We start from the raw sequence: 22,692 nt of genomic DNA on the forward strand, positions 1-22,692 counted from the left end.
GGATAATACAGGCAGCTTTACTTGTGCTCCTGGTAATGCTCGGGGCCATGCTGCTTGGTGGAACCGTTGGACAGATAGCGTTCTCGTACGCAATCATCGCGTTCTTCGGGCTGTACTTCCTGCTGGGTGTGCAGTCGACGGCGGAGCACACCGAGTGGGCGCCCTTCCTGAAGGTCGCGGGCGGGCTCGTCGTCATCCTGGGTGTCGTGTTCGCGGCGCTCTGGTACTTCCACTTCCAGAACCCATCGTACACGAACCCCACCTACTGGCTGGGCTTCCCACGGGCGACGGCCATCGTCGTCTACGGGCTGTGGATGCCGCCGGCGCTGTTCATGATGCTGGCGTATCCGTACCTGTTCGACGGGTTCATCTGGAAGGACGAGCAGGCCGAGCGCTTCGAGGAGATGGACCGGAAGCCGAGTCCGGCTGCCACGGGTGATGACTGATGGCGATCGACTACATCATCGTCGGCATCGTCGGCCTGTACTTACTCGGGATGCTCGCTGTCGGGCTCTGGGCGACCCGTGAAACCAAGAGCACGGCCGACTTCCTCATCGCCGGCAAGCGGTTCGGCATCTGGGCCGTGGCGTTCTCGGCGTTCGCGTCCATCATGAGCGGGTTCGGGTTCATCGGCGGCCCCGGCCTATTCTACCAGGGCGGGTACGCGTTCCTCTGGATCGCCATCGTCGCACCGCTCGCGTTCCCCATCTCGTGGTTCGTCCTCGGGAAGAAGATGCGGCTGATGGCGGAAGTCAGGGAGATCCTGACGATTCCCGACGCGGCGTACGCCCGCTACAACAGTGACGCGGTGCGTGGGCTGACGGCCGTCTCGGTCCTGCTCGGCGTCATCTCGTACCTCGCCGTCCAGCTCAAGGCGATGGGGTTCGTGCTCTCGGAGATCATCGGCACGAGCCAGCTCGTCGCCCTGCTCATCGCGGTCGGCGTCATCGCCGTCTACACCGTCGGCGGTGGGATGATCGCCGGCGTCACCACCGACCTCATCCAGGGCGTCGTGATGGTCGTCGGCAGCATCGTCGTGTTCGCCATCACGCTCAACTACGGCGGCGGCATCGGCCAGATGAGCCGTGACATCGCCGTCAACGACCCCACGTTCGCCGGCGCGTTCGGGAGTTTCCCGGTGATGCTGGTGCTCTGCTGGTACTTCCTGTTCACCATCGGCAACTCCGGGCAGCCACACATGGCGCACAAGCTGTACATGATCCGTGACGTCAAGCTCCTGAAGTGGGGCGCGCCCATCGCGGGGCTGTCGTACTTCGCCTCCTCGCTGATGATGCTCGGCATCGGCATCAGCGTCCGCGCCGGTGTCGAGACCGGCGCGCTCGCGGAGCTGTCGAGCCCGGACGCGGCGGCGCCGTTCTTCCTGACGAACTTCACGCCCCCGCTCATCGCGGGCGTGGTGTTCGCCGCGGCGCTCGGCGCCATCATGAGTACGAGCGACGCGTTCATCAACATCGGTGCGGCCAACATGGCGCGTGACATCCCGGAGAGCCTCGGCTACGAGTTCAACTCCGACCGCCAGGAGCTGTGGGCCCACCGCATCGCTGCGGCGTCCATCATCGCCGGCTCGCTCCTGCTCGCGTTCTACGCGCAGATTCTGGTCGGCCTGCTCGGCGTCGTCGGGTGGGCGCTGTTCGCGAGCGCCATCGTGCCGATTCTCGGTATCGGCCTGAACTGGAGCGGTGCCTCGAAGGAGGGCGCGGTCGCGGCGGTTGCAATCTCGCTCGTGCTGAACCTCGGGCTCGCCGCTGCCGGCGAGTTCGCCGGGTTCTCGCTGCCCAACAGCGTCGTCATCGGCGCGTTCACGCTCGTCGTCTCGTCCATCACCCTCATCGTTGTGAGCTACGTGACGTCGTCGAGCGCGGGCACGGACATCGCCTCGGACATCCGTCGCGTCGTCACCAGCTGAACGGCGCCGACGTCTCCGAGATTTCTATCGCGTCGTCGTACTGGGTCGACAGCGCCGCAGCCAGTGCGTCAGTCTCCGCTGTCCGCGAGGGATGATAGAAGTCGTACGTCTGCTCGTCCGTGACGAGCCGGAGGCGTGGCTTGAACAGGAACGAGCCGCGCCGAAGCTCGATACGGTCGATGCTGGCCGTTTCGATCGCGAAGCTCCGCTCGTTGTCGAGCAACTCCGAACTCGGGGCGTCGACGTACTCCTCACCGAGCTCGGTGGCTTCAGTTCCTCGTCCATCACGCCGCAGGAGAATCGACTTGAACGACTCGTCGGCGTAGACGGCGTAGACGGTGTCCGGCTCGAAGAACAGTTCGTAGTGTTCGAAGGTGCTGGGACGGATTCGGTACCACTTGCTCGCCCACACGCGGTCGCGGTCCGGGGCCGTCGTCGGCGGGCTGTCGGTCATGGCTGGTCGGGCTCCGTCTCGGTCGGTCCCACCGGGGGCAGTTCACACTCCAGCAGCAGTGCCGCGTACGTCTTTCCCTGGGTGTCGTACCGGAGACTCACCTGTCCGCCACCGTCGAGGGCGTCCGTGCCGACGAAGTTGAACGCCTGGACGTTCTCCAGCCGATACCGCTCGACCTCGCCGTGAACGATACCGTCGAAGTAGTCGGCGACGCGGTCGGCCGTGAGCTGTTCGTCGAGCCGCTCGTAGGCGTCGGGGCTCTTGCTGATGACACCGATGTTGACGCGGTCGCCCTTGTCGCCCGAACGCGCGTGCGCCAGCTCGCCGATTTTGACGGGTTGCGTCCAGTCACTCATGGACCTGCACCTCCGGGGTGACGAACTCGCGTGGAACGAGCGTCGGGAACGTGTCCACGATGGGCTGTGGGCGTGGACGCCCCCCGTCGGTGAGCCCCGTGACGCTCGGCGGCCCGGCCATCGACAGCGGCGCGAACTCCATCCCCAGCCGGCGAAGCGACTCCTCGTCGGACCCGCGGGCCGCGAACCGCAGAAGGATCTCGTTGTACTCGTCGCGAACCGGTGCCGCCGGCCCGTGTGTCGCGTCGTGCCCGACGAACTCCGCGTTGGTCGCCTCGATGTCCAGTCCGAGGGCCTCGATACGTCGCTCGAGGATGTCGGCCGCTCTGCGCGCCTTCTCGAGGGCGTTCGGCCGCGAGTACAGCAGCTTCCCGTTGAGCTTGTAGCCGTTCTGGTGGTGGACTGTGCTCTTGTACTGCGCTGGCGGCTCGCGCCCGGTGGCGCCGGTGAGCCGAACCGCGTCGGACTCGACCTGTGTCAGCGTCGGGCTCGTGAAGTCCGCCTGCACGTCGGGCGTCTTGTACGCCGTCGGGTCGCCGATCTCGTAGAGCAGCTGCTCTTTCACCGTCTCCGTCGAGACACGCCCACCCGTCTCCGGCGGCTTTGTGACGGTGACGTCGCCCGTCTCGGTGATTTCAGCGATGGGATAGCCGAGGTTCTCGAAGTCGATCTCGCGCCAGTCGCCGTGGAAGTTCCCGCCGGTCACCTGCGTCCCACACTCGATGAGGTGGCCGGCGACGATGCCGGCCGCGAGCCGGTCGTAGTCCGAGCGCCCCCAGCCGTACTCGTGGAGGAGCGGGCCGAGCGTGAGCGCCGGGTCGGCGATGCGCCCGGTGACGACGATGTCCGCCCCCGTGTCGAGCGCCTCGGCGACCGGGAACGCCCCGAGATAGGCGACTGCGGTGACGACGTCGTCCGCGACCGTCTCGAGGGGCTCGCCGCTGTCGATGTTCCGGAGGTCGCCCGCCGCATCGATGGCCGCGAGCTCGTCGGTGATGTTGTCGCCACGCACCGTCGCGACGGTCACGTCCAGCCCTTGCTCGTCGGCGAGCGCTCGAATCTCGTCCGCACAGCCCGCCGGGTTGATGCCGCCGGCGTTCGTCACCACCGTCACGTCCCGTTCGAGGAGCGTCTCGAGGTGCGGCTCGACGACGAACCGGGTGAAGTCGGCGGCGTACCCCCGGTCGGGATTCGACTCCTGCATCCGGGCGAGGATGCCCATCGTCACTTCGGCGAGATACTCGAACTGGAGATAGTCGAACTCGCCCGCCTCAAGCAACCGAGCAGTCGCGTCCGGATAGTCGCCCCAGAAGCCAGCCCCGTTGGCGATGCGGACGCTCATCGCAGTTCGGCTGCCAACTCCTCCGCGCGGTCCTGCCTGATCTCGTCTTCCGCGACCATCCGGGCGGCGACCTCGTCGACGAGATCCTGTGGGACGTCCGCCTGAATGGCGATGTTCTTCGCGTGGAGACTCATGTGCCCGGCCTGGATGCCTTCGGAGACGAGCGCCCGGAGCCCGGCGTAGTTCTGTGCCAGCCCGACCGCGGCCATCACCCCGGCGAGTTCGTCCGCCGAGTCGACGTCGAGGAGTTCCATCGACGCCTGGGCTGTCGGGTGGAGGCTCGTCGCGCCGCCGATGGTCCCGACCTGCATCGGAATCTCGATACTGCAGGCGAGATAGCCGTCGTCGTCGACCTCGTAGTTCGTCAGGGGGCCGTAGCCGCCCTGTGCCGCGTACGCGTGGGCGCCGGCTTCGATGGCTCGCCAGTCGTTGAACGTCGCCGTAGCGACCGCGTCGATGCCGTTCATGATGCCTTTGTTGTGCGTCGCTGCACGGTACGGGTCGCCGGCCGCGAACGCCCACGCGTCGACGATGCGGTCCCTGACCTCCGGACCCGAGAGGTCGGTGTCCTCCGACGCCAGCACGTCGGGGTCGAGGCGACAGCGAGCCCGTGCCAGTCGCCGGTCTGCGAGATTCGAGAGGATGCGGAGCGAGACCTCGCCGCCCGTGATGTCCTCGATTTCGGGGGCGAGCGCTTCGGCCATCGTGTTCACCGCGTTGCCGCCCATCGCGTCGCGCACGTCGACGACCAGCTGGGTGACGACCATCTGTCCCTGCGGCGTGTCGATGACGCGGACCTCGATGTCCTGGCAGCCGCCACCGTGCTCGACGAGTACCGGGTCCTGCTCGTTCGCCAGATCGACGAGGCCGTCTTTCGCGTTGAGGATTCGGACCTTGGCCGCGTGGGGGTCCGCGACGTCGACGGCCTGAATCTGCGAGAGCATGATTGGCCCCGAGACGCTGGTTTCGAAGCCTCCGGTCTCCCGGGCCATCAGAGCGCCGTAGGAGGCCGCGGCGACGACGCTCGTCTCCTCGATGGCCATCGGGACCAGCGTGTCCTCGCCGTCGACGACGAAGTTCGTCGCGACGCTCAGCGGGTACTCGATCGTCCCAACGACGTTCTCGCTGACGTTGTCGGCGTCACCGAGCGTCAGCCCAACGTCCTCGAGTGCGGCGCTCGACTCGGCCGAGAGGCCGGACCGCTCGACGACCGCGTCGAGACGTTCCTCCGGGGCCAGCTTGTAGAAGTCATTGATACGTGAGCTCATAGCATGAGGGGCGACTGGATGCTGTAGCAAAAAGCTGTTGACCTGTCAATAGAGGCTCTCTTTTGTTATCGCTTCAACAGGTGCCGGTGTGCAGTTCCGAACGCACAGGCGCAGCGCGGCGGCAATAGGGTGGCCTCCGGAGCGTGGGCAGACAGCGCCGGAGTTCGAGGCATCGGGCTCAGCTCAGGTGTCGGCCGACCGTTCCAGTGCAACTATGTCATCTGGTTGTGAGGTTGTTCTCCAGTCCAATGTCACCGGAACTCGGTCCCCTCGCCCGAGACCTGTCCGTCCCGTACTACGAGGATGCCCTCCCGGCCCACGACCTGTACCACGCAAAGCGCGTCCACGACCTCTCGATTCGGCTAGCCGGCGAGTGCGAGGAGCCTGTCGACAGAGACGTGCTGGCCGCAGCAGCGTGGCTACACGACATCGGCCGCCCACGAGAACGGGTCGGGACGGTCGAGCAGCACGGTGCGTGGGCCGCCACGGAAGCGGCTGAATTGCTCGCGGGCGACGACGTAGCATCCGAACACATCGAGGCCATTCAACATTGCCTCCGCTCACATAGCATCCGGGCTAGTTCTCCGACGCCGGAGACCATCGAAGCGAAACTGCTCTTCGACGCCGACAAACTGGACGCCGCTGGGGCGCGCGGGCTCCTTCGGCTGGCCTGTATCGTCGGGGAGCGGTCGGGGCGGACCGGCGAGCGCTACGCCGTCATCGACGACGCGACGACGTTCGACGCGGACGCTACGGCGTCTCCAGATATCTCGTTGCTTCGGGAGTGGACGCGCGAGCGACTCGATGCGCTGTACACAGCCCCCGGTCGCCGCCTCGGCACGGTTCGATGGCGGTTCGTTGAGACGTTCTTGGCGCGGTTCGACGAGGAGATCGGTGTCGATGGGACGAAGTGACGCCACGAGTGGCGGTCGTGTGACCACCATCACGACATCCGGTCTGCTGGAACGTCGCGGTGCGGTAGCGGAACGTCCAAAGATAAAGTAGCCGTCCCGCCGACGACCCGGTATGAGCGACGAGGACATCGACGATGTCGACCGTGCCATCCTGTACGCGCTGCAGGAGGACGCCCGAAACATGTCGTCAGGTGACATCGCCGAGCGAACCGGCACCTCCGACAGCACCGTCCGGAAGCGCATCCAGCGGCTGGAGTCGGCCGGCATCATCAAAGGCTACAGCGCCGACGTGGACTACCAGCAGTCGGGGTATCCCCTCCGGATGTTGCTCTACTGTACGGCGCCGATTCCCGAGCGCGGCGAACTCATCTCCGCCATCCTGGCCATCGACGGCGTCGTCGCGGTCCAGGAGCTGGTCACCGGCGAACGGAACTTGCTCGTGACTGCCGTCGGCGAGTCCGACGGCGACATCACGCCGGTCGCACAGGAACTCCTCGACCTGGGGCTCACTGTCGCCGACGAAGTGCTCGTTCGGAGCCACGAGACGACGCCGTTCAGCAAGTTCGACACCGAGTCACGCGCGGACGACGCCTGACTCACTGCGTGACTTTGGTCCAGTCTACCCGCGTGGCTGTGACCCAGTCCACCGTCGCTTCCCCTCGACAGCTGCTCGCGCGCTGGGTGCAATCGGCGGCGTGCGGTGCTCGCGGTTCGGGTGCGAGTCCGCGCTCGACTGTGTCGTCCGTCACGGGGCCGCATCGCTGAGGCCGGCAATACTTTCCCAAACTGTTCGGATATCTATCGATAGAGAACGAATCGGTATTCTTTTAGTGAGTTGCCGATACCTCCCGGTGAAGGCGGCGAGACAGCACTCGCAGGATTCGGGCACGATTCCCAGACGGCACGTCGGTTCGAGGCCCCAGTCCCTCTGTCCGTGCCGCCAGATCCCCGGTTGGCGCTGACCCGCTCTCCAAAACCATAACGTTCTATAGTCGCAATAATTACGAACAGTTTGTTCATATGGATAGGTTTAATACCTGTTCTGTTCGTAAACGGTGGTAATGGAGACCGACCAGGGCATCGGGGCCGTCGCGACATGCCGTGTGGCCTCACGGTCGGTGATGAGCAACTAATGACCGGACAACAGTCACAACCAGTCGTAGGACAGCTCCCGTCGCCGTCGCGTTCGGACTCGCGCGTGCCGGCGGTTTTCACTCGTCTCGTGTGGCTCCTGTGGGTCGCGAGCCTCGGCGCACTCGGGGTGTTCCTGTTGCGAGGAAGCCCCTGGGAGCTCGGTGGACTCGTCGCGGTCGACGGGTTGACCATCGTGATGTGGGTGACGGTCACCTTCTTCAGTGGTATCGTCCACAGCTACTCGCGGCGCTACATGGCCGGCAGCCGCACGATAAACGGGTTCTTCGTGCGCATCTTCGTGTACACGCTGGTCGTGATGGTGCTGGTCGCGGCCGACAACCTGGTGCTGTTCGGCGCTGCGTGGCTCGCGATGGGGCTCGTGATGGCTGACCTGATCGGCCACATCTCGGGGTGGAAACAGGCGCAGGCCGCGGGCTCGCTGGCACGGCGGCACTTCGTGGCGAGCAGCGCGCTGGTCGCCGTTGCGCTCGGCACGCTGTGGTGGCACACCGGCGTGACGACGGTCTCGGGCATCGCGTCGACTGTCGGCGCCACGCCGTCGACGCTCGTGCTGGTCGCCGCCGGCGCGCTGCTGCTGGCGGCGATGGTCCAGTCGGCGCTCGTCCCGTTCCACACGTGGCTCTTCTCGTCGATGACGGCGCCCACGCCGGCGTCGGCGCTGATGCACGCCGGCTTCGTCAACGCGGGCGGGATTCTCCTGGTGCGGTTCGCGCCGGTCGTCACCGTCGACCCCGGCGTCATGCTCGCGGTCGTCCTCGCCGGCGCGGCGAGCGCGCTGCTGGGGAAGCTCCTGAAGACCGTTCAGACCGATGTCAAGGGCACGCTCGCCTGCTCGACGGTCGGCCAGATGGGGTTCATGCTCATGCAGGCCGGCCTCGGGTTCTTCGGGGCGGCCATCACCCACCTCATCCTGCACGGCTTCTACAAGGCGTACCAGTTCCTCGCGTCGGGCGCACAGGTCACACACCGGAGCCCGACACCGACGAAGTCGGCCTCCTCGACCGGCGTCACCGGAACCGTCGTCGTCGCCGCCACCGCGGTCGCCGGTGGTGTCCTGTTCGCCCTCCTCACCGGCAAGGGGACCGCGCTCGACAGCGGCCTCCTGCTCACGCTGTTCGTCGTCCTGACGGTGCTGCACGCCACCCGCGACATCGTCCGCCAGACGTCACTGCCGACGACGGTCCGGTACGGCGCCGTCCCGGTGGTCGCCCTGCCGGCCATCGCGGTGTACGCCGCGGTGTATCACGCCATCGAGGGCCTGCTGGCTGGCCTCCCGGCCGTCGGGCAGACAGCGGCACTGACGCCCGTCCACGCGCTCCTCGCCGCGGCGTTCGTCGCGATCTACCTCGCCATCGAGAGCGGCGTCTACCAGCGCAGTCACCGGCTGTACGCCGCGCTGATGAACGCGAGCCAGCCCCCAACTTCGACCCTGCTGACTTCCACGGAGGACTACAATGAGTACTGACCCCGCCATCCAGGAGAGTATCGACGCGGCGGCCGACGTGGTCGGCTCCGTCTGGCCGCTCCACTCGTTCGTGACCGCCAACCCGCTCGCCGGGTTCGAAGACCAGCCGTTCCACGAGGCCGTCGCGAGCGCCGAACGGCTGCTCGGCGGCGACGGCTACCCGAGCCCGGAGGTGTTCCGCCGCGCGTGGGAGGCCGGGCAGATAGACACCGACGTCCTTCGCGAAGCGCTGCGGGCCAACGGCTACGACGCCGACCCCGAGGCGGCGCTCGACCGCATGGCGGCCGTGGCGACGGTCGATGCCGGCGACGAGGACTCGACGGCGACGGACCAGGTCGACGCCGTCGTGACGAAGTGGCTAGCTGCCTTCCTCGACCAGGGGCAGGCCGACTGGCCGATGCCGAACCGCGAGGCGGGGTTCTACGAGGCGTTCCGTAGCGTGGCGCGGTACGACACCGACATCCCGGACACGGACGCGGTGGCCGCGCTCCCCGACCAGCCGGTCGAGGCGATCCGGGCCGCGCTCGCCGAGTACCCCGCCGGCCAGTGGCGCGACGTCTTCGAGTTCCAGCTGGCAGCGCTCCCGGGCTGGACGGGATACATCAAGCAGCGTGCCGCCACGGACGACGCCTGGCAGTCGGCGTATCCCATCACCCTGCCGGAGTATCTGGCCGTTCGCCTGACGCTCGCCACGCAGTTCGACGCCCCCATCGCCTCGGCCGAGGCGCCCGACAGCGACGACGTGGCGGCCGAGCCGGCCGGTGACCGCCCGCTCCCCGAGGTTTGGCTGAGCGCGTGGGAGACGACGTACCGCCGGGAACTGGTCGGTTCGCTCACCGAAGCGAGTGAATCGGTCGCGACGGCGACCGACGGCGGCCGCCCGGATGCCCAGCTGGTGTTCTGTATCGACACGCGCTCGGAGATCATCCGCCGGCATATCGAGGCCGCGGGGGACTACGAGACCCACGGCTACGCCGGGTTCTTCGGCATCCCGATGCGCTACGTCGGCTACGACTCGGACGTGAGCGTCGACGCCTGCCCGCCGATTCTCGACGCGCAGCACCACATTGAGGACCGCCCCGTGGCGAACGACGACGCGCACGCCAGGTACGACCGGTGGAACGCCGCGGTCGAGACGGCCAACGCGACCGTCAAGCGGCTCAAGTCCAACGCCGCGACCGCGTTCAGCTTCGTCGAGACTGCCGGCGTAGGCTACGGTGCCGCACTCGTCGCGCGGACGCTCCTCCCGACTCGCGTCTACGACCTCTTCGAGACGGCCGACGAGCGCACTCCCGACGACCACGAGGTCTGTGCGCCGACCGTGGACCACGACCCCGACGCCGACCACGACCTCCCCGCGGGGCTCACGCTCGACGAGAAAGTCGAGTACGCTGCGACGGCCTTCGAGCTCATGGGCTGGGAGCAGTTCGCCCGGGTCGTCGTCTTCACGGGCCACGCCGGGCAGACGACGAACAACCCGTTCGAGTCGAGCCTCGACTGCGGTGCCTGCGCCGGGAATCCGGGTGGTCCGAACGCTCGCGTTCTCGCGACCATCTGTAACGACGAATCGGTCAAAGCGGCGCTCCGTGACCGCGGCATCGACGTCTCCGAGGACACCGTGTTCGTCGCCGGTGAACACAACACCACGACCGACGAGGTGGAGCTGTACACCGACAGCGTGCCCGAGACGCACGCGACGGACGTCGACCAGCTCCGCGCCGACCTCGATATCGCTCGCACTGGCGCGGCAGCCGAGCGTGCTGACGATATGGGTGCGGCCGCCGACGCGGGCGTCCGTGAGACGGAACGCCGTGCCGCCGACTGGGCCGAGACGCGCCCGGAGTGGGGGCTGGCCGGGAACGCGGCGTTCGTCATCGGCCCGCGGGCGCTCACCGCCGGCCTCGACCTCGACGGCCGGTCGTTCCTGCACTCGTACGACTGGCAGACAGACTCGGACGGCGCGGCGCTCGAAGCCATCATGACCGGCCCGATGGTCATCACCCAGTGGATCAACGCGCAGTACTACTTCTCGACGGTCGACAACGCCACCTACGGGAGCGGCTCGAAGGTGACGCACAACCCCGTCGGGAACGTCGGCGTCTACCAGGGCAACGGCGGCGACCTGATGACCGGCCTCCCGCTGCAGTCGCTGTTGAGTGCGGACGACGAGCCCTACCACCAGCCGCTGCGGCTCTCGACGGTCATCCACGCCCCGGTCGAGCGGGTCGCCGACGTCCTGGCCGACCACGAGACGCTGCGGTCGCTCCTGGACAACGGCTGGCTCTCGCTGACGGTCGTCGACCCCGAACAGGACCACCGCGCACTCCACTACGAGGACGAGGGAACCTGGACGCCGCTCACGGACGAGCCGGTCGAGACGCCGACGCCGGAGCCGGCGCCCGCCGTCGCCGACGACTGACCCCTTCACTCGCTCCTTTACGACCCGCCGTCAGCGCAGGCTGTACCGTCGCACGCCGTCGGTTTCGGTGATGTCGACGCGGCCTTCGTCTTCGAGCAGGTCGAGGTGGCCGATGATCTCCGACATGCCGGGGAACACCTCGGTGGCCGGAAGGTCGGGGAACATCTCCTGCATGAGGTCGTAGGCCGTCGCCGAGCCGCGTTCGTCGATCATCGCCGCGATGTCGTCCTTCCGGTCGTGGTGGTGGGCGAGTATCTCTCCGATGCGGTCCTCGAGGTCGTCTACCGGGTCCCCGTGGCCGCTGTGGCCGACCGTCGCGTCGACCTCGCGCAGCCGCTCCAGCGAGTCGACGTACAGCGGGAGGCTCCGCGTCCGTTCGTCGTCGGTTCCGGGGACGAGCGTGAGCAGCGGGTTCGGGGAGATGTGTTCCAGCACGTGGTCGCCGGTGAACGCGACCGGCTCGCTCGCGGCGACGAAACACACCGACCCCGGGGCGTGGCCCGGCGTGTGGACCGCCGTCAGGTCGACGCCGACGTCGACGGTGTCACCGTCGGCCAACTCGCGGTCGACGGCGAGGGGCTCCTGGTAGTCGGTGTACGCCTCGGGGAGGGTGACGGCCGTTTCGCCGACCCGTTCTGGTACGCCCATCGCCCGGAGGAACGGTCGGAAGAACACCTGCTCGTCGGCGAAGTGGCCGCTCGGGTCGGCGAGCGCACGGGTGGCATCACGGTGCGCGACCGCCCGGGCCCCGGACGCCTCGACGACCCGGTTGGCGAGCCCGAAGTGGTCCATGTGCGGGTGGGTGACGAGCACCCGGTCGACGTCGGCGACGTCGAATCCGAGGCCGTCTAGCCCGGCGGTGAGTTCGTCGTAGGCCGCCCCCGTCGCCGGGCCGGGGTCGAGCAGCGTCAGGCCGTCGCCGGTGAAGACGTAACAGTTCACCCGTCCCACGTCGAACGGCGTCGGAATCTCGAGTCGGTGTACGTCGTCCATACACTACCCTGTGTCCCCGAGGGTAAAACCGATGTGACGAGCCTCCCGGCGAGCGGTCCTCACGACTCCACGACGAACGGCCTTCACGAGTCCCGACGGGCGGTCACCACGAGTCTGCCCCGTCGGTTTTTCTCGCTCAGTGACGAGCGGAGTGCACACGGCGGGTGAGATATTTCAGCCCGCGTCGCGTAGATGACGTCGACAGGCAGCTGCTGCCTCTCTACCATGCCCTACACGCTCGAAATCAGCGACGAACTCCGGGAACGAATCGACAAGCACCTCGAGGAAGACGAGACGTACGAGGAGTTCCTCACCGAACTCCTCTCCGTGTACGAGACCGAGGGTGCCTTCCTGCAGGAGGGCTACTCAGAGTAACTGCTGACGGTCAGCAGTCCGGCCACTGATGCCGTTCGGTTCGGCGGCCGAGCGAGTGCCGGGCTACCCAGGCACGGCGCGGGCGTGCCGGCCCCGTACCTTCTTGACGCCCCCACGCCACGTCCGCGCATGTCCACGGTCGCCCGTTCGGAGCCCGCCGTCCTCGCGGCCGCGAAATCCCGGTTGTTCCCCGACCCTGACGAGCCCCACACCTACGCCGTCTGTGACACCCAGTTCGGACAGGAGACGTGGATCCACGGCGAACGCATCTCCGAGACCGTTCGTGACCACCTCGCCCCGTTCAATCACGTCCGCGTCGGCAGCGGCTACCCGGACCTCGTCGGCGTCCGCAAGCTCGACGACGACCTGCTCGCGGTCGACCGCGTCGACGAGTCGAACCCGCCGCTCGTCGCGGTCGAATCCAAGGGCTACACCGCCGACGGTACCGTCGACGTCGAGCGCGGCATCGTGCAGGCGTACGACCGGCTCGGCGAGGCGAACGCCGTCTACGTCGCCGTTCCTGCCGCGGCGGTCGACCAGCCGAATCGGACGCTCGCACGCGAACTCAACGTCGGCGTGCTCGCTGTCGACGGCGAGGCAGTCGAGGTGTTGGAGCCCCCTCGCGTCGTCGGCAACAGCGCGAGCGACGACGCCCGAGCCATCCGGTTTCAGGCGAGCGCACAGGGCGTCACCGACCAGTCCTTCGGATTGAACCACCCGAAGAACTACCTCGGGTATCCGCTGGCGCTGTACGCCGACGGCGACACCGCGGCCCTACTCGACCAGTACAAGGTGGTCGGTGCGACCGAGAGTGCGCGACGGGGGTCGGCGTTCCTCGGGCTGACCGAGGAGACCACTGCGGGACCGCGGCTCACGCCGCTCGGCGACGAGGTGGTCCGGTTCGCGCTCGACCGCTGTGGAACTGTCGCGGCCGCACTCGCCGAGTTCGCGGCGTGGTACCGCAGCCGCAAGCGGTTCACCGAGCTCGCGCCGGCGTGGGGACAGCTCGCCCGGCGCGTCGTCTGGGCGTATCCCGCGACGCCGTTGCTCGTCGAGGAACTCCAGCGACTCTACGATGACGGCCTCGACGCACCGTCGCTCGTCGAGTTCGTCACTCGGCTGCACCGCTCGCACCCGTCGTTCGCCGTCGAACTCTTCCTTCGGGGAACCGAGACCGTTCGGTCGCGGGCGCTCGACGCCGACGGCACGCTCGACCGGTCGGCGCTCACCGACGGTGAGGTGTATCACTCCCCGACGGTGTTCCAATTGAAGGCGATGCTGTACCACGTCGGTCTGCTCACCGAACGCGGCAGCGAACCGAGCAACCTCGACCCGACCGCGGACGTCTGGTGACTTCGACACCCGGTCGTCGAACCGTACTCGGTGTAAGCCACGCGTGGTGCCGATACGCGCACCGATTCCGGGTCTGGGTGCCGTCGAGGACGCTATCAGAACTGGGTGCGTGGTACAGGACTGCGCCGCAGGGGACGTCTCTTGCAGGGTCTGTCCGACGCTCCCTCAGATATATATAAACGGTTCCTGTGTTTCCTGTATGGTACGTAACACCTTCTCGAACTGGAACTGGGTTGAGCAGTGGGGTTCGACGCTGTTTCTCCTTGGTGGTCTGTTGATGGCTGGCCATGCAACACTCTCGGGGATTCGGGCGTTCACGGATCTGGCTACGCCGCCGGACGTGTTCGTGGCGACGGGCCACTTCGTCGCCCTCGTCGGATTACTCGGCCTGTTTCCCGCGATTGCCGACCGAACGCCGACCACCGCGCGGGCTGCTGGGGCGGCACTCGTCGTCGCCTCTGCGAGTTGGTTCGTGATGAGCGTCACGCAACTGCTCGCCTTCGCGGACGTCGTGGCCTCGCTGGTGGCGGTGCTTCCGGCTAGTTTCGTCGTGGTCGTACTCGGTTCTACGATTCTCACGTACGGTCTGTTCGGCGTCGCTGCGCTCCGAGTGGACACGTGGTCGCGCCGCGTCGGGGTCCTCATCCTGGCACCGGGCGGTTTGACAGTAGCATTGGTCGTGAGATCGATCACCGGGTGGACGACCCCGGTCGGTGGTGTCGCTATCGGTGGGGGGTTAGCTCTCTCCATGCTTGCGCTGGGATACTCCCTCAGAACGATGGACGACCGGTCGCGGCTCCACGGAACGCGGGGCGGTGCGACCAGTGGGTGATGTACTGTGAACGGGACTGATTCGACCGGAGCGAATCTGGATGCGGACGCGGAAACGGTCGGCCGACACGCGATCGAGGCGTTCGCGTTGCTTGGTCACGAGACACGGATGGAGATCCTCTTGGCCATCTGGGAGGACCACGATCTACAGGCAGACGACAACGCTGTCTCGTTCTCCCAGATCCGCAGTCGAGTGGCACACGACGATCCGGGAAACCTGCGCTATCATCTCAACAAACTCGAAGGCCACTTCGTGCGCCAACGCTCCGAGCGTGGTGGATACGCACTCCGCGTCCCCGCGAAGAAACTCATCCGAGAGGTGGTCGCCGGTGCTGGAGTCCACGACAAGCATCTTCCCCCCACGCGAGTCGACCAGCGGTGCCCGTTTTGCGAGGCCCCGACGGTGATGAGCTACCGCGAGGGGGTTCTCTTCTGGGCCTGCCACGAGTGCGGTGGCATGACGCCGGGTCGTGACTTCGCACCGTTCGACCCCCCTGGACCACTGACAGCACACTCGTTCGCCCCGGCCGGCCTCCACGAATGGTCCCCCGAGAGACTCTGGTCGGCGAGTTTGGTAGCCGGCTGGCGGCGACTCCGATCTATGTTCGACGGTATCTGTCCGAACTGTTCCAGCCCGGTGAACAGCTGGTTCGACTCGTGTCCCGATCACGACCCTGACAGGTGTGACGACTGCGGACTACGCTTCGGAACGACGGCGCATTTCCGTTGTTCGGCCTGCGACCGACACCTCGGGTGCACGCCGAAACAGTTGGCGCTGTTCCATCCGGCCGTCGTCTCGTTTTACGACGACCACGGCATCTCGACGCGAATACGAGCCGATGCCGTCGACCATGCGAAGCGTGTCTACGACCTCGTGCTCGACCACGAGGTGACAGTTCTCGACGTAGAGCCGATCAGCGTGGCGGTCACGGTGTCGAACGACGACGAGACAGTTCGTCTCACCTTCGATGACTCGGTCCGGGTCGTCGACGTGTCTCGGTGACTCCGACCCGCTCGGCTCCCCGCCACTAGTGACTGCTTGATAGACCGTAGCTGCTGGATAGAGCAATCTGCACGCTCAAATATATCAACTACTCAATAGTAACAGGTTGCTAATGATGTTTAACAGCCCCGGTACCGACGGCTCTCGTGTCACGCCACAGCCGCGAACGTACCTGTGGCAGACGAAGTTACACCATGTCAACCGCAACCGCAACTCGTTCAGCCGTACTGCCGACCGAGCAGAGGGGGAGTCGTACTCGGGGGGTGATCGACGGTGGTCGACCGTGACGGCGCGTTCGCCACTCTCGAACACAAGAGTTCGACGCTGTACCTGCTAGCCGCTGTGGTAATGGTCGTCTTCTTGGCGAATACGGCGCTCCGAACGTACCAGGGGACGTCGTTCCCGGCGGTTCAGCAGTTCGTCGCTCCGGCGGGCTTTCTGGTCGGTCTCATCGGACTCATGGGCCTCTATCCACAGCTCTCGGAACGCGCTCGCCGACTGGCCCAGATCTCCCTCGGTGTGGCTCTCGTATCTGCACTCAACTGGCTGACCATCGTCATTGCAGGGGTTCTGGAAACTGGTGGCGTGATCCCAGAGAACGCGACCCTCCAGGCGATCACTGGCGTTCTCGCGCTGTTCTCGATGGTGTTCGCCTACGGCCTCTTCGGTATCACGAGCGCTCTGACCGGCGCGTACCGACGCTTCATCAGCGGACTGCTGCTACTCGAGGCAGTGACGTTCGTCGCGATGGTCGCCAACTCCGCCGCGGCGCTCGGTGCCCCGGTAATCGTCTTCGAGGTCAGCCATTTCGTCGTGTATCTCGGTCTCGGTGTCGTCCATCGGAACACCGGGACGCCGACTGATCGGACGGATTCGGCGACGGACCCAACGATGTAAGCGTCGGTCTCTCATCTCCCGTGTCTCGACTCCCCCATACGTCGCAGACTCGACCAAGTGACATCCTCGTCGCGAACTCCGACAGTCTCCTGCGTCGCTGCCTCTCCACGTGTTACGGAGTGCGTTCGCCAGCCTGGTCACCTGCTACCTCACCGGACAGCACCGGTCGCGCCGGGAGCCTGTCCGGGCTGGTGTTTAGCTCCGGGACCGCTTCTGTCGTCGAGCCGTACTCGGTGTAGGTCGGAACGACGCCGATACGCGTAACTCGGACGCGCGCCCACGTCCCGACGATGCCCGATGCCCGAGCCCCCGACGGGGGCGTGACTCGACTCCGTGCGTGGTGGGGCCGCAACTGGCGACGGCTCGGGGTTATCGGCCTCGTGGTTCTGGTCGTCGCCGCGGCTGGAGTCGGCTGGTACGTCGCGACGCCGTTCCGTGCCACGCCCGGGAGCCTCGACGCGGTGCGAGCGAACGACGCCGTGACCGTCTCGCAGGCGAGCGGGACCTACGTCCTCTCCCCGACCGCTCCAGCCACATCGCGCGTCGGCCTCGTGTTCTATCCGGGTGGGAACGTCCACCCCGACGCGTACCTGCCGTCGCTGGCGCCGCTCGCCGCGGACGCGAACGTCACCGTGTTCGTGCCCTCGGTGCGGCTGACGCTCGCCGTCTTCGACCAGAACGCCGCCACACCAGTCATCGAGTCCCATCCCGACATCGACCGCTGGTACGTCGGCGGGCACTCGCTCGGTGGGGCGATGGCCTGTCGGTACGCCGCGGCGAACGCCGACCGCGTCGAGGGGCTCGTCCTGTTCGCCGCGTACTGCGACCGGAATCTCGCCGACAGCGACCTCCGGGTGCTGAGCGTCACCGGGAGCGCCGACACCGTCCTGAACCGGGAGCGCTACCGCGAGTCGCGAGCGAACCTGCCGGCGGACGCCACGGTCGTCGAACTCGACGGCGTCAACCACACCCAGTTCGGCGCCTACACCGGCCAGCGCGGCGACGAGCCCAGCGGCACGAGCTATGCGACCGCCCACGACCGGCTCGCCGGCACTGTCGTTCCCTGGTTCCAACGGACGAACGCCTCGCGGCTGGTTCGGCCCGATAGACATCGTTTAGTAATACCTCAGTAATACTGTGGTATGTCTCAAAGAGTCCTGGTGGATGAAAGTTCGGACTCGTCCCTGCTCGACGCGGCCGGAGCGCGCACCCTCCACGTCGGTCGCGACCGACCGATTCGCATCAGTTCCGGCCATCGGATTCTCCACCACGACGGGAAGTGTTCGCAGCCGCATGGGCACAACTACGAGATTTCGGTCTCGGTGACCGGCGAGCTCACCGAGGAGGGGTGGATCGTCGACAAGGGCGACGTGACGGGCGTCATCGACGAGTGGGACCACCGGTTCCTCGTCGAGGACGGCGACCCGCTCGTCGAGGCGTTCGAAGCGAGCGGCGACGCGGACGCGCTCGTCGTGCTCGACCACCCACCCACAGCCGAAGTGATGGCGGTCGTCCTCGAACAGCGGATGCTCGAACGGTTCCCCGACACGGTTTCAGATGTCTCCGTCGAGGTCGCCGAAACGAACGAACTCTGCGCCGGCTTCTGAGATGCCGGTGAACGCCGACGCCACCTCGCTCGATGCCTCGTCGGCGGCGAGCGACGGTGCGCTCCCCGTCAACGAACTGTTCCACTCCCTCCAGGGCGAGGGCAAGCTCGCGGGCGTCCCGAGCACGTTCGTCCGTACCTCGGGGTGCAATCTGCGGTGCTGGTTCTGCGACTCGTACCACACGTCGTGGGAGCCGACCCACGGCTGGGTCGAGGTCGACGACATCGTCGCGGCGGTTGCAGAACACGGCGGCGAGCACGTCGTCGTGACGGGCGGCGAGCCGATGATCCACGACGGTATCGCGGAGTTGGTGACGAGGCTCTCGACCGAGGACTATCACGTCACCGTCGAGACCAACGGGACGGTGTTCCGTGACCTCCCCATCGACCTCGCGTCCATCAGTCCGAAACTCACATCCTCGACGCCCACCCCAGACCGACCGCCTGCTGGCGGCGACGCCGACGTGGGTGTTTGGGAGGACAAACACGAACGGGACCGACTCGACTACGAGGCGCTCGCAGCCCTCGTCGACGCGTACGACTCGCAGCTCAAGTTCGTCGTGACCGCGCGTGACGACATGGCCGAAATCGAGTCGCTCGTCGACGAACTTCGAACGCTGACGAGCACGCACATTCCGAACGACGACGTCCTCCTGATGCCCGAAGGAACGACGCAGGAGGAACTGGCACAGACCCGTGACCTGACCGCCGAGTTGGCGCTGGAGTTCGGCTATCGCTACACGCCACGACTGCACGTCGATCTCTGGAACGATGCGCCGGGGACCTGAGATGCACCGGGACGACCAACAGACCGAGCGGGCAATCGACCGACTCCGAGACCGATGACCGAGAGAGCAGTGATTCTGGTATCCGGCGGGATGGACAGCGCGACGGCCGTCTACGAGGCGATGGAGCGGGGGTACGAACCGTACTTCATCCACACCTCGTACGGCCAGCGAACCGAACACAAGGAACGACAGTGCGCCGAGCAGTTGGCCGAGGAAGTCGACGCGGCGGACTTCCTCCACGTCGAGACGGAACATCTCGCACGTATCGGTGCGTCGTCGCTCACCGACGAGGACATCGAGGTGTCGGATGCGGATATGGACAGCGAGGAGATTCCGACCTCCTACGTGCCGTTCCGGAACGCGAACCTGCTGTCGATGGCGGTCTCGTACGCCGAAGCGAACGACTGTTCGGCGGTGTTCATCGGCGCGCACAGCGAGGACTTCGCTGGGTATCCTGACTGCCGGCCCGCGTTCTTCGAGGCGTTCCAGCAGGTGGTCGACGTGGGGACGAAACCGGAGACGGACATCTCGCTGGAAGCGCCGTTCGTCGAGTGGTCGAAGACCGAGATTTCGGAGCGTGGGCTCGAGCTAGGCGTTCCGTACGAGTTGACGTGGTCGTGTTATCGGGCGGATGAACCCGCGTGTGGAACGTGTGACTCCTGTGCCTTCAGACTCCAAGCGTTCCGTCAAGCGGGGACACGGGACCCCATCGCGTACGCGGAGCGCCCGTCGTTCGAGAACTGACCTTTATCTCCCGAGGGAGCGCGCCATCGGCATGGCCGACCCTGACGACGACTCGCTCGTGCGGTCTCGCCTCGACACCGGGCCGGGACTCGATTTCCACGTTCCGCACACGAAGAACTCCGCGCTGGGGCTGGTCGCGTTCTTCCTCGTCGGGGCGCTCAGCGTCGGCATCACCGTGCTGTTCCACCGCGTCGTCGCCGGGTCGAACGAGGGCGTCGGCTTCGTACTGGTCGTCACGGCACTCGCCATCGGCGGCTACGTCGGCGCGGTGCTCGCGTACAACCTGCTTCTCGTGGTGCTCTGGCCGATTCGGACGGCGGTGCTGTGGTATCGGGAGAGGAAGAGGGAGCGGTCGTGAGGGATTCGGGGGTATTTACGGAGTGCTCCGGGTGAATCCATAGCGCAACAGTACGAGTGCAACTAGAACCTGGGCGGCTCGCCGTCGAAACCGTTTGAATGGGGTGTTGTTGTCCTGTCCGACACGCCCCCGAGTTATGCTGGGCACAAACCACGTCGGGGTCGTGAGTTGTGTTTTCGGCTACCTTCTCACCGCAAGCGAGCGACTGGTGCGCTTCGGAGGACTCGTGTCGTAATGTTGCCCTTTGGTAGCATGGGGCGGTCTTACCTCCCTCCTGGCAGTTCATAGAAAAGGCTGGCTACGGCGAAGGGGTTTCTATGCCAGGCGCATCCCCCCCCGAGAAGCCGCAGAGCCTTCCTGACGACCGTAGGCGTCCTCGGGCTCGCCTCGACCATCGGAATCCCCCGGACTGCGGCCCAGGAGGAGTATCCTGTCGTCCTCTCGGAGGGAGACACATTCCACCTCAACCGGGATACGGTGGCCGAGGATATCGATGGCCCTCTCATCATCGTCAGAGGCGAGAACGTAGAAATTGACGGGGTGAGACGCCACACTCTCAGCAAGCGCAGCGGCGATGGACCAGTCATCCTCGTAGAGGCCGGCGACGTGGACATTCACGACATCGAAGTACTTGGCTACCGTGAGGCAATCCGGTTCGACCGTGCGGATGGGGGTCGCCTCCAAAACACTCTTCTTGACGCTGAGGTCGACGTGAGGCTCATGGAGTCCCACCGGGTCAACTTTCGGTATGTCGAGTTTGGGGGTGACAGGACTAACATCTGGATGACTGACTCTGATTACGGTGAAATCGAGGGCTGCACCTTCGGTTTTGACAAGGGAATTTTTGGTGACAGTTGCCACCGGAACGTCATCCGGGGGTGCTACTTCGACGCCTTGCACGAACCCATCCTTCTGGTGGACTCCAACGAGAACGTCATTCAGGGGAATATCTTCGAACAGTCAGGAGCCGCTGGCATCCACTTGACCCGGTGTTATGCCACGACGGTCGATACGTGCGGTGTTCGGGATGGTGAGGGCAGCGACGGCCTCTACGCGGTCGACAGCCGACGGACCGTGGTGACAAACTCCAGGTTCGAACGAAATTACCGGTCCGGCGTTCGGTTGACCCGGTGTGACGATTCGGTCGTGACTGGGAACCGGTTTGAGGAGAACCGTCGAAGTCACATCGCCGTTTCCCGGTCGGACGATGTAACCGTCACGGCAAACCTCCTCGGGAGTGGTCGGAACTTCGAGTTCTCCGGCACCGACGATATGGTCAGCGTCGGGAACCGGTAGACCTGTGGTCTCTATCCTTCAACCGTCTTCATTAGGACGACTGGTCACTGCCTGGGGGCTGCACCACCGGCGAAGGTTCTGATCAGACGCTACCGAGCAAACACCACATCTTCTGATTCATACGAGTAGGTCGAGACACCATTCGATTCGCAGTAATCGAGGAGTTCAGCAGGATAGATTTTGGAATCGTCGAGCTGTCCGAGATACACGACCGAAACCTCGTTGTCCGAGATGCGTTCTACGACGATTGCTTCGTCCGGGTCGTCGTGAGATTTCTTGATAACGAGGTCACCGGGGACGTAGGGATTCGAAGCGAACTCCAGATTCGTGTGCTTGTAGTCGTAGAGCTTGATATCCTGGTCGTGGCAGTACGAAGCGTAGAGAGCAGGGTGGATATCACGCCAGTCACCGGGACCGGCATCGAGCGAGGAGGGAAAGGCGACACGAACGGCCTCGCCGTCCATCTGTTGACCGTACACACCGACGTTTTTCTCCGGGGGAAGGAGATCGACGACGACCGCCACAGAAGCGTCGTCGTCCCCGGATTTGATAACCCGGTCACCGGGTGAGAACGGATTCTCGGGCTTCTGATTCATGAACGCGGTGTTCGGACCTAAATCCATCAGCTCGTTCATCGGACGGGCCGCGAGATGGTCCAGTTTCTCGGGCTCCTCACCGGAATACTGTTCCTGAGAGGCGACCTTGGATTTCAGCGTCTCGATGCGCTCCCAACCGAGCAGTATCAGACTGTCCTCGTTGTCTCGGTGCCACACCATCACGACGATTTCGTCGTCGGGGTCGTTGTCGAGAATCGTCGCTGGAAGGAAGGCAGACACGTCACGCGAGGTTTTCACGTCGACTTCGTAGCCGAACACCTCGAAATCGTACGAGGAGAAGCTTTCTGTGTTGCAGTAGCGCATCGCCTCGTCGTTCTTCCACTCCCACATCTCGACGGGGAGGTACTCGCGGCAGAACTGCTCGAAGGCGAGTTCACCGAGGTTGCCGATTCGTTTCACGTCAACGTCGCCACCACCCTGCTTGACCGCTTGGTGGTTGGCACGCTGCCGGTCGACCTCATCAGGGGTGTAACGGTACACGCCGCCCAGATTAATTAGTTGGATGATTAATCTGTTGCCTGATTCGAATAC

The 22,692-nt window shown here is 65.6% G+C and carries 23 protein-coding genes; 17 read left to right on the plus strand and 6 right to left on the minus strand.

The features are described 5' to 3' along the window. The first annotated feature begins 47 nt into the window (after positions 1-47). Complete coding sequence (locus NL126_RS08615; RefSeq protein ID WP_255198520.1) at positions 48-446, plus strand: hypothetical protein; 399 nt, start codon at positions 48-50, stop codon at positions 444-446. Further along, on the plus strand, positions 446-1,927 hold the full coding sequence (locus NL126_RS08620; RefSeq protein WP_255198521.1) for a sodium:solute symporter family transporter: 1,482 nt from the start codon (positions 446-448) through the stop codon (positions 1,925-1,927). Before NL126_RS08615 ends, NL126_RS08620 begins: the two co-directional genes overlap by 1 nt. On the opposite strand, the gene NL126_RS08625 is transcribed toward NL126_RS08620, so the two are convergent. Genes NL126_RS08625 through NL126_RS08640 form a run of 4 tightly spaced genes read right to left on the minus strand, consistent with a single transcriptional unit; the run spans position 1,917 to position 5,347 of the window. Further along, positions 1,917-2,381, minus strand: coding sequence for a hypothetical protein (locus NL126_RS08625; RefSeq protein WP_255198522.1), 465 nt, complete (start codon positions 2,379-2,381; stop codon positions 1,917-1,919). The genes NL126_RS08620 and NL126_RS08625 overlap by 11 nt on opposite strands. Then, positions 2,378-2,737 carry an AtuA-related protein gene (locus NL126_RS08630; protein ID WP_255198523.1) on the minus strand — a complete coding sequence of 120 codons (360 nt, stop codon included), beginning with the start codon at positions 2,735-2,737 and terminating at the stop codon, positions 2,378-2,380. Before NL126_RS08630 ends, NL126_RS08625 begins: the two co-directional genes overlap by 4 nt. Next, positions 2,730-4,079: an acyclic terpene utilization AtuA family protein gene (locus NL126_RS08635; RefSeq protein WP_255198524.1), complete on the minus strand. Its 1,350-nt coding sequence runs from the start codon at positions 4,077-4,079 to the stop codon at positions 2,730-2,732. The genes NL126_RS08630 and NL126_RS08635 overlap by 8 nt, the downstream gene beginning before the upstream one ends. Then, on the minus strand, positions 4,076-5,347 hold the full coding sequence (locus NL126_RS08640; protein WP_255198525.1) for a hydroxymethylglutaryl-CoA reductase, degradative: 1,272 nt from the start codon (positions 5,345-5,347) through the stop codon (positions 4,076-4,078). The genes NL126_RS08635 and NL126_RS08640 overlap by 4 nt, the downstream gene beginning before the upstream one ends. A gap of 248 nt (positions 5,348-5,595) precedes the next feature. On the opposite strand from NL126_RS08640, the gene NL126_RS08645 reads away from it, so the two are divergent. From NL126_RS08645 to NL126_RS08660, 4 genes are all read left to right on the plus strand, one after another. After that, positions 5,596-6,261 (plus strand): HD domain-containing protein, encoded by a 666-nt coding sequence (locus NL126_RS08645; RefSeq protein ID WP_255198526.1) that lies wholly within the window; start codon positions 5,596-5,598, stop codon positions 6,259-6,261. Between the two features lie 112 nt (positions 6,262-6,373). Further along, positions 6,374-6,856: an Lrp/AsnC family transcriptional regulator gene (locus NL126_RS08650; RefSeq protein ID WP_255198527.1), complete on the plus strand. Its 483-nt coding sequence runs from the start codon at positions 6,374-6,376 to the stop codon at positions 6,854-6,856. 537 nt (positions 6,857-7,393) lie between these two features. Continuing rightward, complete coding sequence (locus NL126_RS08655; protein ID WP_255198528.1) at positions 7,394-8,881, plus strand: proton-conducting transporter transmembrane domain-containing protein; 1,488 nt, start codon at positions 7,394-7,396, stop codon at positions 8,879-8,881. Next, a complete protein-coding gene (locus tag NL126_RS08660) occupies positions 8,871-11,300 on the plus strand; it encodes a DUF2309 domain-containing protein (RefSeq protein WP_255198529.1) in 2,430 nt (809 codons plus the stop codon). The genes NL126_RS08655 and NL126_RS08660 overlap by 11 nt, the downstream gene beginning before the upstream one ends. A gap of 30 nt (positions 11,301-11,330) precedes the next feature. Here NL126_RS08660 and NL126_RS08665 read toward each other — a convergent pair whose 3' ends face one another. After that, on the minus strand, positions 11,331-12,293 hold the full coding sequence (locus NL126_RS08665) for an MBL fold metallo-hydrolase (RefSeq protein WP_255198530.1): 963 nt from the start codon (positions 12,291-12,293) through the stop codon (positions 11,331-11,333). A gap of 225 nt (positions 12,294-12,518) precedes the next feature. Between NL126_RS08665 and NL126_RS08670 the strand changes: the two genes are divergently transcribed. From NL126_RS08670 to NL126_RS08720, 11 genes are all read left to right on the plus strand, one after another. After that, a complete protein-coding gene (locus tag NL126_RS08670; RefSeq protein ID WP_255198531.1) occupies positions 12,519-12,668 on the plus strand; it encodes a DUF7557 family protein in 150 nt (49 codons plus the stop codon). 129 nt (positions 12,669-12,797) lie between these two features. Further along, entirely contained in the window at positions 12,798-14,021 is a 1,224-nt protein-coding gene (locus tag NL126_RS08675; protein WP_255198532.1) for a hypothetical protein, read from the plus strand. Between the two features lie 199 nt (positions 14,022-14,220). Beyond that, positions 14,221-14,853: a hypothetical protein gene (locus NL126_RS08680; protein WP_255198533.1), complete on the plus strand. Its 633-nt coding sequence runs from the start codon at positions 14,221-14,223 to the stop codon at positions 14,851-14,853. Positions 14,854-14,859: 6 nt separating this feature from the next. Continuing rightward, entirely contained in the window at positions 14,860-15,855 is a 996-nt protein-coding gene (locus tag NL126_RS08685) for a DUF7351 domain-containing protein (protein WP_255198534.1), read from the plus strand. Positions 15,856-16,128: 273 nt separating this feature from the next. After that, a complete protein-coding gene (locus NL126_RS08690; RefSeq protein WP_255198535.1) occupies positions 16,129-16,752 on the plus strand; it encodes a hypothetical protein in 624 nt (207 codons plus the stop codon). A 290-nt stretch (positions 16,753-17,042) separates the two neighbouring features. Next, a complete protein-coding gene (locus tag NL126_RS08695; RefSeq protein ID WP_255198536.1) occupies positions 17,043-17,885 on the plus strand; it encodes an alpha/beta hydrolase in 843 nt (280 codons plus the stop codon). A 9-nt stretch (positions 17,886-17,894) separates the two neighbouring features. Then, on the plus strand, positions 17,895-18,359 hold the full coding sequence (locus NL126_RS08700) for a 6-pyruvoyl trahydropterin synthase family protein (RefSeq protein WP_255198537.1): 465 nt from the start codon (positions 17,895-17,897) through the stop codon (positions 18,357-18,359). A gap of 1 nt (position 18,360) precedes the next feature. Next, complete coding sequence (locus tag NL126_RS08705) at positions 18,361-19,146, plus strand: 7-carboxy-7-deazaguanine synthase QueE (RefSeq protein ID WP_255198538.1); 786 nt, start codon at positions 18,361-18,363, stop codon at positions 19,144-19,146. Between the two features lie 54 nt (positions 19,147-19,200). Further along, positions 19,201-19,890 carry a 7-cyano-7-deazaguanine synthase QueC gene (queC, locus tag NL126_RS08710; RefSeq protein WP_255198539.1) on the plus strand — a complete coding sequence of 230 codons (690 nt, stop codon included), beginning with the start codon at positions 19,201-19,203 and terminating at the stop codon, positions 19,888-19,890. A gap of 31 nt (positions 19,891-19,921) precedes the next feature. Then, positions 19,922-20,248 carry a hypothetical protein gene (locus tag NL126_RS08715; RefSeq protein WP_255198540.1) on the plus strand — a complete coding sequence of 109 codons (327 nt, stop codon included), beginning with the start codon at positions 19,922-19,924 and terminating at the stop codon, positions 20,246-20,248. 477 nt (positions 20,249-20,725) lie between these two features. Next, positions 20,726-21,544, plus strand: coding sequence for a NosD domain-containing protein (locus NL126_RS08720; RefSeq protein WP_255198541.1), 819 nt, complete (start codon positions 20,726-20,728; stop codon positions 21,542-21,544). 89 nt (positions 21,545-21,633) lie between these two features. Here the strand turns inward: NL126_RS08720 and NL126_RS08725 are convergent, their stop codons facing one another. Then, positions 21,634-22,641, minus strand: a complete 1,008-nt coding sequence (locus tag NL126_RS08725) for a DUF7961 domain-containing protein (protein WP_350355492.1) — start codon at positions 22,639-22,641, stop codon at positions 21,634-21,636. Positions 22,642-22,692: the final 51 nt, after the last annotated feature.

The sequence above is a fragment of the Halorarius litoreus genome (assembly GCF_024362405.1).
GTDB classification, from domain to species: domain Archaea; phylum Halobacteriota; class Halobacteria; order Halobacteriales; family Haloarculaceae; genus Halorarius; species Halorarius litoreus.

Coding starts and splice junctions, on each gene's coding strand:
- NL126_RS08700 (WP_255198537.1), top strand. CDS start 17,895: ATGTCTCAAAGAGTCCTGGTGGATGAAAGTTCGGACTCGTCCCTGCTC.
- NL126_RS08705 (WP_255198538.1), top strand. CDS start 18,361: ATGCCGGTGAACGCCGACGCCACCTCGCTCGATGCCTCGTCGGCGGCG.
- NL126_RS08660 (WP_255198529.1), top strand. CDS start 8,871: ATGAGTACTGACCCCGCCATCCAGGAGAGTATCGACGCGGCGGCCGAC.
- NL126_RS08615 (WP_255198520.1), top strand. CDS start 48: ATGCTGCTTGGTGGAACCGTTGGACAGATAGCGTTCTCGTACGCAATC.
- NL126_RS08670 (WP_255198531.1), top strand. CDS start 12,519: ATGCCCTACACGCTCGAAATCAGCGACGAACTCCGGGAACGAATCGAC.
- NL126_RS08625 (WP_255198522.1), bottom strand. CDS start 2,381: ATGACCGACAGCCCGCCGACGACGGCCCCGGACCGCGACCGCGTGTGG.
- NL126_RS08635 (WP_255198524.1), bottom strand. CDS start 4,079: ATGAGCGTCCGCATCGCCAACGGGGCTGGCTTCTGGGGCGACTATCCG.
- NL126_RS08640 (WP_255198525.1), bottom strand. CDS start 5,347: ATGAGCTCACGTATCAATGACTTCTACAAGCTGGCCCCGGAGGAACGT.
- NL126_RS08680 (WP_255198533.1), top strand. CDS start 14,221: ATGGTACGTAACACCTTCTCGAACTGGAACTGGGTTGAGCAGTGGGGT.
- NL126_RS08665 (WP_255198530.1), bottom strand. CDS start 12,293: ATGGACGACGTACACCGACTCGAGATTCCGACGCCGTTCGACGTGGGA.
- NL126_RS08675 (WP_255198532.1), top strand. CDS start 12,798: ATGTCCACGGTCGCCCGTTCGGAGCCCGCCGTCCTCGCGGCCGCGAAA.
- NL126_RS08645 (WP_255198526.1), top strand. CDS start 5,596: ATGTCACCGGAACTCGGTCCCCTCGCCCGAGACCTGTCCGTCCCGTAC.
- NL126_RS08620 (WP_255198521.1), top strand. CDS start 446: ATGGCGATCGACTACATCATCGTCGGCATCGTCGGCCTGTACTTACTC.
- NL126_RS08630 (WP_255198523.1), bottom strand. CDS start 2,737: ATGAGTGACTGGACGCAACCCGTCAAAATCGGCGAGCTGGCGCACGCG.
- NL126_RS08695 (WP_255198536.1), top strand. CDS start 17,043: ATGCCCGATGCCCGAGCCCCCGACGGGGGCGTGACTCGACTCCGTGCG.
- NL126_RS08650 (WP_255198527.1), top strand. CDS start 6,374: ATGAGCGACGAGGACATCGACGATGTCGACCGTGCCATCCTGTACGCG.
- NL126_RS08655 (WP_255198528.1), top strand. CDS start 7,394: ATGACCGGACAACAGTCACAACCAGTCGTAGGACAGCTCCCGTCGCCG.
- queC (WP_255198539.1), top strand. CDS start 19,201: ATGACCGAGAGAGCAGTGATTCTGGTATCCGGCGGGATGGACAGCGCG.
- NL126_RS08715 (WP_255198540.1), top strand. CDS start 19,922: ATGGCCGACCCTGACGACGACTCGCTCGTGCGGTCTCGCCTCGACACC.